This window comes from Bradyrhizobium sp. Y36 (assembly GCF_002531575.1).
Taxonomy (GTDB): Bacteria; Pseudomonadota; Alphaproteobacteria; order Rhizobiales; family Xanthobacteraceae; genus Bradyrhizobium.
In genome coordinates this window covers 77,648-91,936 of sequence record NZ_NWTI01000021.1, presented here as the reverse complement: position 1 = coordinate 91,936, position 14,289 = coordinate 77,648, and the positions used below count along the sequence as shown (strand labels likewise).

Annotated in this window: 10 protein-coding genes; 3 read left to right on the top strand and 7 right to left on the bottom strand. The window is 64.8% G+C overall.

The window, feature by feature from the left end; genetic code table 11:
- Window positions 1-127: 127 nt before the first annotated feature.
- Window positions 128-646, bottom strand: a complete 519-nt coding sequence (gene ldtR, locus CO669_RS28345) for a transcriptional regulator LdtR (protein ID WP_018320040.1) — start codon at window positions 644-646, stop codon at window positions 128-130.
- Between the two features lie 522 nt (window positions 647-1,168).
- Complete coding sequence (locus CO669_RS28340) at window positions 1,169-1,678, bottom strand: DUF6163 family protein (RefSeq protein ID WP_097663234.1); 510 nt, start codon at window positions 1,676-1,678, stop codon at window positions 1,169-1,171.
- A gap of 135 nt (window positions 1,679-1,813) precedes the next feature.
- Between CO669_RS28340 and hemB the strand changes: the two genes are divergently transcribed.
- From hemB to CO669_RS28325, 3 genes are all read left to right on the top strand, one after another.
- Window positions 1,814-2,875 carry a porphobilinogen synthase gene (gene hemB, locus CO669_RS28335; protein WP_097663233.1) on the top strand — a complete coding sequence of 354 codons (1,062 nt, stop codon included), beginning with the start codon at window positions 1,814-1,816 and terminating at the stop codon, window positions 2,873-2,875.
- A gap of 314 nt (window positions 2,876-3,189) precedes the next feature.
- Window positions 3,190-3,732 carry an RDD family protein gene (locus CO669_RS28330; RefSeq protein WP_198964303.1) on the top strand — a complete coding sequence of 181 codons (543 nt, stop codon included), beginning with the start codon at window positions 3,190-3,192 and terminating at the stop codon, window positions 3,730-3,732.
- Between the two features lie 130 nt (window positions 3,733-3,862).
- On the top strand, window positions 3,863-4,639 hold the full coding sequence (locus tag CO669_RS28325; protein ID WP_097663231.1) for an arginyltransferase: 777 nt from the start codon (window positions 3,863-3,865) through the stop codon (window positions 4,637-4,639).
- 69 nt (window positions 4,640-4,708) lie between these two features.
- Here CO669_RS28325 and CO669_RS28320 read toward each other — a convergent pair whose 3' ends face one another.
- The 5 genes from CO669_RS28320 to CO669_RS28300 all read right to left on the bottom strand — a co-directional run bounded on the left by CO669_RS28320 (window position 4,709) and on the right by CO669_RS28300 (window position 14,284).
- Window positions 4,709-6,142 carry a Dyp-type peroxidase gene (locus CO669_RS28320; RefSeq protein WP_245444549.1) on the bottom strand — a complete coding sequence of 478 codons (1,434 nt, stop codon included), beginning with the start codon at window positions 6,140-6,142 and terminating at the stop codon, window positions 4,709-4,711.
- Window positions 6,139-7,950 (bottom strand): hypothetical protein, encoded by a 1,812-nt coding sequence (locus tag CO669_RS28315; RefSeq protein ID WP_097663230.1) that lies wholly within the window; start codon window positions 7,948-7,950, stop codon window positions 6,139-6,141. Before CO669_RS28315 ends, CO669_RS28320 begins: the two co-directional genes overlap by 4 nt.
- 19 nt (window positions 7,951-7,969) lie before the next feature.
- The gene (locus tag CO669_RS28310) at window positions 7,970-9,250 is read right to left on the bottom strand and encodes a cytochrome P450 (protein ID WP_097663229.1); all 1,281 of its coding nucleotides are present in this window, start codon (window positions 9,248-9,250) and stop codon (window positions 7,970-7,972) included.
- On the bottom strand, window positions 9,247-12,267 hold the full coding sequence (locus tag CO669_RS28305; RefSeq protein ID WP_245444547.1) for an ATP-binding protein: 3,021 nt from the start codon (window positions 12,265-12,267) through the stop codon (window positions 9,247-9,249). Before CO669_RS28305 ends, CO669_RS28310 begins: the two co-directional genes overlap by 4 nt.
- A gap of 664 nt (window positions 12,268-12,931) precedes the next feature.
- Window positions 12,932-14,284 (bottom strand): Nramp family divalent metal transporter, encoded by a 1,353-nt coding sequence (locus CO669_RS28300; protein WP_097663227.1) that lies wholly within the window; start codon window positions 14,282-14,284, stop codon window positions 12,932-12,934.
- Window positions 14,285-14,289 lie beyond the last annotated feature (5 nt).

The window sequence follows — 14,289 nt, the reverse complement described above, 5'->3', positions numbered from 1 at the left end:
GTGCAATACATGTAAACGCGCTGGTCCGGGGGCAACTCCGGGCCAGCGCGCTTGGGGAAGTCAGGCACGTTTCGGAAAGGCTTGCCGGTCTTGTTGCGGGCCGGCTTGGCCTAATCCCTTCGAAAAATCAGAGGCGATACAGGATCTGGTCGGTCCAGAACCGCTCGAGGCGGTGCAGCGACTTGTTGAGGGTCGAGAACTCCTCGCCCGAGATGCCGCCGACCTGCTCGACCGTCTTGACGTGCTTCTGGTAGAGCGCATCGACGATGCGGCGGACTTCCTGGCCCTGCGGGGTCAGGCGGATGCGCACCGAGCGGCGATCAACGCGCGAGCGCTGATGATCGAGGAAGCCGAGCTCGACGAGCTTCTTCAGATTGTAGGAGACGTTGGAGCCGAGATAGTAGCCGCGCGTGCGCAGCTCGCCCGCGGTCAGCTCCTTGTCGCCGATGTTGTAGAGCAGGAGCGCCTGCACCGAGTTGATGTCCGCGCGGCCGCGGCGATCGAATTCGTCCTTGATCACGTCGAGGAGCCGGCGATGCAGCCGCTCCACCAGAGTCAAGGCTTCCAGATAGAGCGACTGCACCGAACCCTGCTGGCCGGAGACGCGCTCTGCGGTATCTGCCGCAGTTGCGACGGCTTTCATCATGACACTTCCCCTGTTGTCGTTTTTATCGACACTTATTCGACGAAACTTGTGTCCCGTCTGATAGGTGCAACTTAAGGGGCGCGTTTGAAGATCGGCTTAAATAAGAGAATAAAGAGATCATGAATTTAAGACAGTGAATTGCGGATTAAGCCTGTGCCACAAGCACTTTTCGCAACCCTCTGTTGACCTTCGCAAGGTCCTGTTCACCCTCCGTCCGCCGCAACTGTCGCATTCCAGAACAGCCCCGCTCCGTTTCGAAACGGGCGCGTAAGAGCTGTGGCGGAACCGGCTGGTTAGCGAAAAGTAACGGCAAATTTTACGCAACCAGCGGTCAACCAAACGCGCACAACTCCGCTCTCGTGTCCCGGACCAGCGAAGCAAAGATCCGGGACCGAGAAAGCCACAAACGAGATTTGGAGAGATCGGCTCCGGCTCAGCAGCGCACCGGACGATGCTTCGCATCGCCAGGAGCGCTGCGCTGCGTCCGGGGCACGAGAGCATTGTTGATCGCGACGTTGTCGCCTATGGCGGCCGTTCGCGCGCGGCCATCCAGGCGAGTGCGAGATAGGCGGCGAGCATGAAGGCTTCGACGCCGACGACGATCAGGCTGCCGCCGTAGATTCCCGGGAACATCAATTCGATCACCGCCATCGACACCACGGTGGTCAGCCACACCACCGCGCCCCATGGCGTTGCCAGCCACAGGCCGACCGCGGCAACGAGCTCGATCACGGCGAAGTAGACCGTGGCGGCCTGCCAGGCCATCGACTGATTCTCGAACGCCTCGTCCTCGCCGCCGACAAAGCCCGTGACCTGGGCCCAGTGATACAGCCCCTTCAGGATCGACAGCAGCGCCATCACCCGCAGGAACAGCACCAGGCGGCGCGTCCAGACATTGTCGTCGGACTCAGTCCGCTCCGACGAGATCGCGGCGACCGACATGGCGCTCTCCCTCGCCGTCTCTCTGGCGGCGTCTCGGGCAGTGTCCCTTGCGCCGTCGCGGGCCGCATCGCGGGTGGAGATCTCGGACATGGGCCCTTTGTGGCTGCTTCGCCCTGCAAAATCAATCGGCCGCGCCTCGTTCAAGGCTGCCTTGCGGCAGGTCAAGCCGCGGTGACGGGAACCGTGCGAGCTGGTATAAGAATAATTCCAGCCGGAGGAAGAGTGATGGCGATCAAATACGGACGTCCGATCGAATTGCGCGAGGTCTCGCGCCACGAGGGCACGATGGTGCCCCATGCCCTCGATCTGACCGTCCGCCCGCGCCGCAACCGCAAGGCCGAATGGGCCCGGCGCATGGTGCGGGAGAACGTGCTCACCACCGACGACCTGATCTGGCCGCTGTTCCTGATCGACGGCACCAACAAGCGCGAACAGGTCGCCTCGATGCCCGGCGTCGAGCGCCTCAGCGTCGACCAGGCCGTGCGCGAGGCCGAGCGCGCCATGAAGCTCACCATCCCCTGCATCGCGCTGTTTCCCTACACCGCCCCCTCCCTGCGCGACGAGCACGGATCGGAAGCCTGCAATCCAGACAATCTGGTCTGCCAGGCGGTGCGCGCGATCAAGAAGGAGTTTCCGGAGATCGGCCTGCTCTGCGACGTCGCGCTCGATCCCTTCACCAGCCACGGCCATGACGGCCTGATCTCGGACGGCAGGATCCTGAACGACGAGACGGTCGCGGTGCTGGTGCGCCAGGCCCTGGTGCAGGCCGAAGCCGGCTGCGACATCATCGCGCCCTCCGACATGATGGACGGCCGCGTGGCCGCGATCCGCGAGGGGCTGGATCGCTCCGGCCTGTCCGACGTGCAGATCATGGCCTATGCGGCCAAATACGCCTCCGCCTTCTACGGCCCGTTCCGCGACGCCATCGGCTCGGCCAAGACGCTGACCGGCGACAAGCGCACCTATCAGATGGACAGCGCCAACACCGACGAGGCACTGCGCGAGGTCGAGCTCGACATCGCCGAAGGCGCCGACATGGTGATGGTGAAGCCCGGCATGCCCTATCTCGACGTGGTGCGCCGCGTGAAGGACACGTTTGCGATGCCGACCTTCGCCTATCAGGTGTCGGGCGAATACGCGATGATCGCAGCCGCGGCCAACAACGGCTGGCTCGACGGCGAGCGCGCGATGATGGAGAGCCTACTCGCCTTCAAGCGCGCCGGCGCCGACGGCGTGCTCAGCTATTTTGCGCCGAAGGCGGCGGAGAAGCTGCGCAGCCAAGGATAAGCTCCGCTGTCGTCCCTGCGAACGCAGGGACCCATACCGGGTGATCCCTCGATGGCGCGCGGTATCCGTACCAGCGAAGAATGAACTGTGGGTGTTCGCCAAACTGCTCCCTGTGGTTATGGATCCCCGCGTTCGCGGGGACGACACCGAAGATGTGGCGACGCTATCGGCTCCCCCAACCGCTAAGCCCCCGCCCCCGAATCGCCCGAATATTTCGGCTTGTTGACGTCCCAGCGCCCTTGGCAGGGGGAGAGCCTGTTCCCATGTCCTGCCTCGAGGGTTTTTCCCTCTGTTTCCCCCTTGGGAGGACCGACATGTCGTACGAGACGGGCAATTCGGGCGCATGGCGCAATGACGGCGGGGTGCAACCGCACGCCTACGACCCCTATCTGCACCCGGAGCTGTTTCGCGGCGTTGCAACGCGGCGGGCCTTCGCCTTCCTGATCGACATGGTCGTAATCTCGGTACCGGTGATCCTCGGCTACATCTTCATCGCCCTGTTTGGCGTGGTGACACTCGGCCTCGGCTGGGCGCTGTTCTGGCTGGCCTGGCCGGCCTCCGTGATCTGGGCCATCGTCTATTATGGCGCCTGCATCGGCGGTCCCTCCTCCGCCACGATCGGCATGCGCCTGATGGATCTGGAGCTGCGCACCTGGTACGGCGCGCCCGGCTATTTCGTGCTCGGCGCCACCCATGCCGTGCTGTTCTGGGTCTCGGTCTCGTTCCTGACGCCCTTCGTGGTGCTGGTCGGCCTGTTCAACGGCCGCCGCCGCCTGCTGCACGATGTCGTGCTGGGAACGGTGGTGATCAACAATTCGGTCCGCGCGCCCGTACCGCAGGGCGCAAGGACCTATTGAGAGGCTGGCGATCAAGGACCTATCAACCAGGATCACTTAAGCTGTCTGACCTGACCTGCCGAGTAGACCAATTGACCGGGGGCTTCCGTAGCGCGATGCTGAGACCCACTTCGGAGGCCCACGACGTCCCTTGACCCAGCACTCGCGCGACACCCCCCAATTCTACCTGACGGCGCCCTCTCCGTGCCCCTATCTGCCGGGCCGGCATGAGCGCAAGGTGTTCACGCACCTGGTGGGGGAGCGCGCCGGCGATCTCAACGACCTCCTGACCCATGGCGGTTTCCGCCGCAGCCAGTCGATCGCCTACCGGCCGGCCTGCGACCAGTGCCGCGCCTGCGTCTCGGTCCGGGTCGTCGCCAACGAGTTCCGGCCCTCCCGCAACTTCCGCAAGGTGATGGCGCGCAATTCCGACATCATCGGCGAGCAGCGCAGCGCGGTCCCGACCTCCGAGCAATACTCGGTGTTCCGGGCCTATCTCGATGCCCGCCACCGCCATGGCGGCATGGCCGACATGACCGTGCTCGACTACGCCATGATGGTCGAGGACAGCCATGTCGAGACCCGCATCATCGAGTACCGCAAGCGCGGGCCCGACAGCGGCATCACCGGCCGCGGCGAGGAGCTGATCGCGGTGGCGCTGACCGACGTGCTCAGCGACGGCCTGTCGATGGTCTATTCGTTCTTCGAGCCGGGCCAGGTCAGCCGCTCGATGGGCACCTTCATGATCCTCGACCACATCGCCCGCGCCCGCCGGCAAGGCCTGCCTTACGTCTATCTCGGCTACTGGATCGAGGGCTCCAAGAAGATGGACTACAAGGCCCGCTTCCTGCCGCAGCAGCGCCTCGCGCCCTCCGGCTGGCTGCGCATCGACGCGCAGGGCGATGCCGCGTCCGAGCCGCAGGACTGAGGTCCGATCCGGAAAAGGTGCGCAGCGCCTTCCGGAAAGGTCCCCCGCAAACAACAACCTTGCACGCCATCAAACCCGGGCGATGAACTTCAGCGCCGCGATCCCGGGCAGGAAGAAGTAACCGCCCCCAAGCGTCTCCGTGAAATGCTGCAGCGAAACTTCACTGCCGCTGGCCTCGCCTGGAATGGTGAAAGCCTTCGGACACGATTGCGACCCCACGATCGGATCATCCTGACTCTCGAGCGTTCCAAACCTCCGGTTTTGCAGCCAACGCTGGTGGATGAACTCGAACTGCCGCTCGAGATCCGCATTGCAGGCGATGAAGAAGATGCCCTGACGGCCCGAGGCCTCGGCATAGGGGCGCCCACGCCGCAGCAATCGATGCAGCTTGGATGACTTGATGCTCGATTGGACGTCGATGCCGAGCGAGTCACGAGGATTGGAGCGGCGCACATGGGCCCCCTTGGGGCACATGAAACCGTTAGCGTCCTCGACGCGATAGCGGAACGCATCGGCCGCCGAATCCGACACGGGCACGGTCGGGTCGCCTTTCCACGACAACGGAAGCCCGTTCTTCCTGCGCCCCATCAGCTTCTCACCAGCCGAAACTCCGTTCGCTGCCTCGAAGTCCGAATGCGCAGCCTCGAACGCCCTAAACGCGGTCACGTTCTGCTCGAACTGTCGGACGGCGAGATAGCTTCCGTTCAGGGTGAACCGGCCGCTGGCGCTCGCCCATCCCTGCACGTTCGGGCAAAAAGTCAGCTCGTCGTATTCGTTGCGATAGCCCAGGATGAATTCGCCCGGCTCCACCAGCCGGTCGTCGTAGAAACCGGCGGCATCGGCCCGAACCTGCGTCAAGCTCCCGCCATCCTGATCCCTGAGGCCTCGGATCACCGGCTGGGCGAGGCCATCGCGAAATCCGAACGGCTCGCTCAATTTACCGTCCCCGTCGAAGAAATCGGAATCGTCCCCGGCCTCGATGACGGAGAAGGCGCTCGGGTTAATCGGAGGCAATCCCGAGGCGACGCCGCGCCTCCTCCATTCGGCGAGTAGGATGTGCACCACTGCACCTCCGCCGGGGCCTTCGTGGTCAGTCCAGGTCCACTGCCGGTATTCGTCCCGTAACAGCTTGGCGCGCAGCTCGCTGCCCATGCCGCTGCGGAACGGCGTCGGAAACGGATGGTCGCTGGTTTCCTGGCAACCGAGCTTGACCAGTCCCGAATAGGTAAAGCCGATCGAGACGACGGCATCGACGGGTTTCTTTTCTTCCTTCTCTTCCTTCTCTTGCTTCTCCTGCTTCTCCTTCGCCGGCTTCGGTTTGCCGACCTGTTCCGCACTGACGATCAGGCCGGTGGCGAGCAGTTGCGCCAGCCATGCCTTCGCCAGCTTCGCGTCGTGGATCGTCAGCAGCCTGAAACGACTGACGGTGAGCGAGCCGAAGCCGCTCTTGAGGATACCCTGGATGTCGTGGCTTTGCTCGGAGAGACGCGGAGCGTGCTTCATGTCTCGATGGCCCTCATGATCAGGTCGTCGTTCTTCTCGTTGCGTTCGCCGAACAGGGCGTCGCGCAGTCCCGTCGCGAGGTTGATCTGGTCGACGGTCCGGTTGCAGGCGTCGAAATGGTAGAGATGCGGCAGCATGCTGTCGCGCGCATAGGACTTGAATTTCAGCTCGCACTTCACGCCGCGGAAGACGACGAAGCGCGTCGGCGGAAAGCTGCGCGGCTTTGCAATGCCGGGCTGCCCCGCCAGCGCCGGGTCGCGCGGATGCAGCTGGGTCCAGCGCCAGGCCAGCGTGGTGCCGACGGCCGCCCCGTTGATGAAATCGTCGAGATAGCCGCCGAAATTGCCGTCATAGTTCGAGCAGAACAGAAAGCGGCGACCGCCGTCGATGATGTGCCAATGGCCGAAATGGATGCCCGGCGCGTTGCCGAGCCAGCCTTGCGTGAAGAAAACACGTCCGGCGAACGTCACGATGCGCATCGCCACCCGGATGCACCACGCGCTCCACCATTGCGGACCGCGCAGCTCCGTGAGGCTGAACATGTGCTGGGTGCCATCGACCAACTCGGCCTCGCATCGCTCGATCGAGGGATGGATCTGCTGGGCGCGCGGAACGTCGTCTTGAAGCGGATGAAAGAACCTCTCGCTCAGCCCCTTGAAATAGCGATTGAGCCGGTAGAACAGCGCGCCGATGGCAAGCACCACGATGATCGCGGCGACAGCGATCACGATGATCTGCAATCCGGTCAGCTTCGGCAGCTTAGGTTCGATGACGGCGTGCATATAGTCCGGAGCCAGCGCATAGGCCAGCGGAGCGAGCGTGTAGGCGATGGCGCACGCGGCGACGGCCAGGAGCAGCGGCACGCCGATGATCCAGCCGCCCACATAGGTGGCCAGCGACGAGAGCGTCTCGGTCGGCCGATCCAGCTCCTGCTGGACGCTGTTCAACCAGCGCCTCCACGACACGAATTGCGCGGGCAGCGGCACCAGGAACAGCCAGACGAGGAAGACAATGATCGCAAACGCAAGCAGCCCGTGCCAGCTCATCGTGAACAGGCATTCGGTTGTCGCGGTGATGGCGTTTTCGATGGCCTGCCCGACGTGCCCCGGCGCGCCGAACAACCAGTTATAGGCGCGCGGCAATGCCCAGACGATCCCGAGCAACGCGAACCACAGCACGATCGCGGCCACGGGATAAGCGAGCTTCGCACCGATGCCCGCCCCCTTCCCGCGCCAATAGGATCGCGGCGCAGGTGTGGCCGCCCACCCGAAATCGGGATTGGTAGAGGCCCACCGGGCCAGCGCCAGTGCGAAGGCGGTGCGATCGTTGCCGTATTTCGGCTTCAGCTTCCGCGCTTCGACGCGGGTCTGATCGAGCAGGTCTTTCTCCATCGCGATCTGTCGGACCGATCGGTCGCGGGCGCCGACGAAGCCGCCATCGGCGATGCTGTGCCAGCTCATCAGCTTATCCAGCAATTGCTGCTTATGCTGCGCCGTGGGCTCTGCAACGTTGGGAGCAATCATGGAGCCGAACAGCGCCCACATCGTGCCACCGGGATGGTAGACCAGCCGATACAACAGGTCGTAGGGGCGGAAGCCCTCCTCGACGGCAAGTTCGAGCACGAGCGACGGCTGCGGGTTGGGCGCGCCGGTCAAGCCCGGGAGCAGCCCGATCGAGGCGAAGTGGACCACCGCGACGTCCCGCAGAAAGGCGTTCAGCCCATCGTGGAGCGGCGCTGGAAGCTCCGCTCCGCCGCTCCAGCCTGGCGCAACGATGCAGATCATCTGCTGCCGGACGATCTCGAGCATGGCCGTCTTCTCCGCTCGCTCAGGTGATACGCATGCGCATGGTCAACATCAGCGGCCCGTCATAGGTGATGGCCTTGCCTTCACCGCGCGCCAGCTGTAGCCGGGGCAACGTCAGCAATCCGATCAGCGCGCTCGTCAGGATATCCACCGCGTGGTCCCGGGCAGGACATTGGCGGTAGCCATATCCGAACATGAGATAGCGCAGCGGATCTTCGCTGCCCCAGTCGCGCTCCGGGCAGAAGCTTCTGCTGTCGGAGACCACGCTCGGATCGAACAGAGCGGCGATCCCCAGCAGCGACACCTTCCCGCCACCCGGGCATTTGGCGTTCTGTCGCGCGCCCGTCTGCAGTTCCGTGTCCCGCGGCACGTCGCGCGCCAGCAGCGGAAAGATCGGGCGGAAACGCATGAGCTCGAGCACATGGTCGCGCACATCCTTGCGGAAACCCGTGTCGGTCCAGACGCCGTCCTTGAGAGTCTGGGCCCGGGACCAGAGTTTTTCGTAGACCTTCGGGCGGTCGAGGAGCTCCTGCACGGCAAGGGCTCCCGATTGAACGGTGACCGGATGCGAAATCCAGGCAAGCCCCACCGCGTTTCGTTCAATGTCCCGGGATGCGCTTTTGACACCCCACGCGGTGCCGATGGGGCCGGTCACGCGATCGATCCGCGCCTGAAGCGCATCGCCACAGGTCTCCGCCCGCCGCCGAAGGTCTAGCGTTGCAAGGCTGCCGGCCAGCAATTGACCTGCAACATACCGGATCTCCAGCATGTACTGCCGTTGCAGGCCTTCATCGACGGCGGCTTGCGCGGCCGGGTCCGCCGAGCCTGCCACCACCGCGTCGGTCGCCGATCCGAACAGCGGCTTCATGGCGTGGAAGACGACCCACATCAGATAGTTCTCGATCAGATCGAAACTGCGATCACCGGATTCCAGCATCCCGATCCGTCTCTTGGCCTCCTCGTCGGACGCGTTCGGAACATCCAGGGCGTCGAGGCGCTCGCGGACCAGAGCCCTGTCGGCCGTGTAGGTCGGGCCGGGATCCATGCCGATGAGGTAGTCCCCGGACACCATGTTGGCGGCATGCGCCGTGTTGGAAAAGCTGGGCGTGCGCGTCAACACATCCTTGACCGCGCTGGCGCGGGCCACCAGGCCGAATGGGCCCCCGATGGAGGGCCAGCGCCGCAACAGCGCGCCGAGCGCGCGCAAGACGACGATGTGGCGGTTGAGCCAGCAGAACAGACCGTAGGAGAGCCTGCGTATTCCCGGCGCCAACGCGTCGGGTTCATAGGTCGAGAGTTTCATGCTGCATACCCGTCCTTCCGCCAATCTGCGAGCACCGCTGCGGCTCGTCCTTGATAGTGGGGCATGCCCAGCCGCTCCGCTGCCTCGGCGACCCGCCTGAAATGCGCTTCGGCACCCGCAAGATCGCCGGCCTGCCGCAAGGCCTCCGCAAGCTCGAACAGGGCTTCGGTCTGGTGACCGTATTCTTCGGCAGCCTCCTCGACGGCCTTGCGACCGACCGCGATGGCATCGTCGAGCCGATCGAGCTTGCGATAGGCGGCGCCCAGGCTCACGCGCATGAACGTCCGGCCGTAGGGCCCGGCCGCCTCGTAGATGCGGTCGGCGAACCCCTTCTCCAGCATCGTCGCCGCCTCGGCGGCCTTGCCGTTGCGCGCGAGCGCGCTGCCGAGAACGCCCGTGCAAACCGAAAGCATGGTCGGGACGTTGTGCGTCATGCATTGCTGCACGCCCGTGCGCATCAAGGTCTCGGCACGATCGAGCTCCCTGCTCTCGATCCAGATCTGCGACTGGACGGTGTCGATCAGCAGACGGGAATAAGGATGGTTGATGTTCGACAAGATTTCGTAGGCCTTGGCGCAAAACGCGTGCGCCCTTGCACTGTCTCCCAGCCGCCAGAGCGTGCTGGCATGAAACGCATACAGATTGATGATGGGGATGGCGGCCCATCCGGGCTGGACGCAATGCGCCGACAGCTCCGGTCCGTAGTCGGAGAGCAGAATCTGCCCCTCCATGGCGGCGTCTGCATATCGACCGAGAGCGTGGAGATTCATCAACCGGGTCTGATGCGCCGCCATCATCATGTGGCGGCGTTGCGCGAGGCGCGCCGCCTCGAGACCCCGCGTGGCATAGCGCAGACCCTGCTCGAAGCGACCGCGCATCCACAGGAACACCGCCGTCTCGGTCGACACCGCCGCCCGCGCGCGCTGATCGTTCAGTTGCACCGCGATGGCTTCCGCACGCTCCATATTGCTGAAGATGTCGTCGATCTGTCCGAGGGCCAGCATCGCCCCGATGGCTTCCAGGCGAAGCGCGAGCTCCAGGGTCTGCGCGACCGAGGCGTCGTCGACGCGTCGGGCTGCCTGAAGACCCTTCTCGAACAGTTGAAGGGCCTCCTGATTGGCCGAGCGCGAGATCGCACGCGCCATCGACTTGACGGTGAACCTCGCCGCCTGCTCCCACTCCTCCCCTTTGAAGGCATGGTGCGCAAGTGCGGGGGCGACGTCCGCCTCAGCCGCTCCCGGCCGCGCATGCAGCGCCAGGAAAGCCTGACGATGCAGCGCCTTGAGCCGCGCACGCGTGAGGGCACCGAGCACGACATCGCGCACCAGCGCGTGGCGAAACGCGAAGGCATGCCGATCGAGCGGGCCGCGCGCCTGATCTGGTCCCGTCAACAAGCCGGACGCGACGCACAGGCTCAGCAGCTCTTCGGCACGCCCCAAGTCCACGGCCTGCATCGCGGCGATCAGTTCACCCGTGATGGGGTCGCCGAGGATCGCCGCGGCCTCGAGCGCGGACTTGGCAGCTTCGGGCAGCCTGTCGACGCGCGCGCCGATCACCGCGGCGATGGAGCCCGGCACGCGCAGCTCGCCGGGCGGCCGCTGCAGCCGGTATGCACCCGGCGTCCCCTCCAGCGATCCGTCGTCGATCAGCGTGATGACCAACTGCTCCAGGAAGAAGGGATTGCCGTCGGCGCGCCCGACCAGTTCGTTCATGATGCCGAGCACGGACGGATCGTCCCCCATCAGGGCGCGCGCGAGCCTGAGCAGCTCGCCGTCGCGAAGGGGCTCGATCACGCGCTCCGCGAACCATGGGGCCTGACGCCACTGATGCTCGAAATCGGGTCGATAGCTGACACAGACCAGGATGGGCAGACCCTGAAGCTTTGGAAGCAGCGCCTCGAACAACCGCCGGCTCTCGCGGTCGGCCAGGAAAACATCCTCGAGCACGAGCACGAACGGACCTGCCTGGGCGCGTCTGCGCACGAGCCACAACAATGCGTCACCAATTCGCCGCCGCCGCTGGACGGGATTCAGCGCCAGCCAAGCCTGGTCCGGCGCCGCCAGACCCAGCAAGTCATTGACCGCTGCCAGATGCGCGGCACCTTCGCTGGCCCATTCGGCGGCCAGGATCTGCCTGACGGATTGTGGGTCCGTCGCGCTTGTTTGCGGCAACCCGGCCAGGCTTGAGATCAGGTCCGCAGCAGTGCTGTAGGCGCGTGCGCTTGCATAACCTCTCGCCTGCGAAAGGCAGACCTCCGTGCCGTGGCTTGCGAGCGCGGCGATCCAGTCGGCGATCAAGCGGGACTTGCCGATCCCGGCATCGCCGCACAGCCCGATCGTCCGCATCACGCCGGTTCGAACGATGTCGAGATCCGCAGTCAGGATCCGCAAAGACTCTTCGCGGCCGACCAGGGGCGCCCAGCGCTGCTTGCGCGTCAGAGGCGCGGCCGCCGAGCTTTCAGTGGCGACCACGACCTCATGGAGCTCGACCGGGTCGTCCAGCCCTCGCACCGGCCGCGTCCCCACCGGCCGCGTGTCGATCTGCTGCGCGACGAGGCGCTGCGTCACGGCACTGATCAGAATGCCGCCGGGCGGGGCCATCTTTTCGAGCCGCGATGCAAGGTGAATCGTCTTGCCGTCGGCCCCGTAATGCGACCAGCCGTATTGTCCGACGACGCCGACCAGGACTTCGCCCGAATTGATGCCGATGCGCAGCATCGGACTGGCCATGCCATGAACCTCGTGGCCGGGAACGGTTGCCCTCTGCATCTTGAGGGCCGCAAGGCACGCGCGCAGGGCGTGATCCTCCTGCGCCACGGGCGCACCGAACAAGGCGACGAGCCCGTCGCCGAGCAACTGACTCACCGTGCCGCCATAGGTCCCGACCGCTTCGGCCAAATGGTTCAGGGCCTTGCCGAGATAATTGCGGGATTCCTCGGGGTCGGCGTGCTGGAGCAGCGATGTCGAGTCGCAGACGTCGACGAAGAGAACGCTGACCTGCTTGTTTTCGGTCAACATCTGTGACCGAACCGCCGCATGATCTTGCAGCGGAACAACCCGCACCTCGCGGTCAGTTGTGCTGGCCGCCGATGGACCGGAGGGCTGCTCCACGGCGCGATCGAGGCGCGCGCCGCATTGAGAGCAGAAGCGATGCTCGCGAGCGACACGGGCTGAACATGCGGGACACTTGGTCACGGCAGTACACGCTCATCAATGACTTCAACGCAGCAATCAACGCTTTCTGGCCTGATCATCGTCCCCTCCCAGGACGTGAACCCGCGCAGCAAAAATCAGTCGATCACCAATGGCGGGGCCACTGGCTTCGCGCGCCTAGCTTGCGCGCAACCCATTCCAATTGTCCGGAGAGAATGCGACCGGCGCATCTACTCCGGCGCGGGACCGCCGATTATCCCGCGGGGAGAAAAATCAATCCTGAAAAACGCAACGTCATAATTTGGCCTGTCAGCAAATATGGCCCATCAGCAATTGAAGGTAGTATACCCTCTTCGCACCAATTGAAAAGCGGTAGTTCGTCGGCGCGCGACGAAAGCGTCGGTCACCGGCCGGCGCGCATTTTCGAGGGGTTGGACCCACGTTCGCGCGAAACGGGTACGGCCGGCTCGCGCTAGCGAGCAGCCCGTCGCAGGTTCCTCCGCGCGGAACGTGCGGGCAGTCCCTGCACTCACCCAAACAACGTGTCGAACAACAGCTTCAGGTTCAGGACCACGATGACGCCCGCGACGATCCACGCGATCGCCGCGACGTAGGAGGGAATCGCGAACTTGCCCATCTTGCGGCGGTCGGAGACGAAGCGGACCAGCGGGATGACGGCGAAGGGCAACTGCATCGACAGCACGACCTGGCTGAACACCAGCAGATCGGCCGTGCCGCGCTCGCCATAGATGGCGGTGACCACGATCACCGGAATGATGGCGATGCCGCGCGTGAGCAGGCGGCGCGCCCAGCTCGGCAGCCGCAGATCGAGAAAGCCTTCCATCACGATCTGGCCGGCGAGCGTTGCCGTCACCGTCGAGTTCAGGCCGGAGGCGAGCAGCGCCACCGCGAACAGCGTAGAGGCAATGCCGAGGCCGAGCAGCGGCGACAGCAGCTCGAACGCCTGCCCGATCTCGGCGACATCCGAATGACCGCTCTTGTGGAAGGTCGCGGCGGCCACGACGAGGATCGCGGCGTTGATGAACAGCGCCAGCATCAGGGCGATGGTGGAGTCCGTCGTCGCCCATTTGATCGCCTCGCGGCGGCCTTCGTCGTTGCGCTCATAGGCACGCGTCTGCACGATCGAGGAGTGCAGATAGAGATTATGCGGCATCACCGTCGCGCCGATGATGCCGATCGCGATGTAGAGCATTTCGGGGTTGGTGAAGATCTCGCTCTTCGGCATGAAGCCGTGCAGGACCTCCGCGACCGGCGGCGCCGCAGCCACGATCTGGACCGCGAAGCAGATCGCGATCACCGCCAGCAGCGCGATGACGAAGGCTTCGAGGAAGCGGAAGCCGCGGTTCATCAGCAGCAGCAGCAGGAAGGCGTCGAGCGCCGCGAGCAGCGCGCCGCCGATCAGGGGAATGCCGAACAGCAGCTTCAGCGCGATCGCGGTGCCGATCACCTCGGCGAGATCGCAGGCGATGATCGCCGCCTCGCAGGCCAGCCACAGCAGGAAGTTCACCGCCGGCGAATAGGTGCCGCGGCAGGCCTGTGCCAGATCGCGGTCGGTGACGATGCCGAGTCGCGCTGCGAGCGACTGCAGCAGGATCGCCATCAGGTTCGAGAGCAGGATGACCGAGAGCAGCGTGTAACCGAACTTCGACCCGCCAGCGAGATCGGTCGCCCAGTTGCCGGGGTCCATGTAGCCGACCGAGACCAGATAGCCCGGACCGACAAAGGCGAGCAGCCGCCGCCACCAGCGGCCCGAGGCCGGAATGGCGATGGTGGAATTAACCTCGGCGAGGCTCTTGGTGGCGGGCGAATCCGCACGCCAGCCGGCGGCGTCGGGCGTCAGGTCGGGAGATCGGGCATCCATGAGGC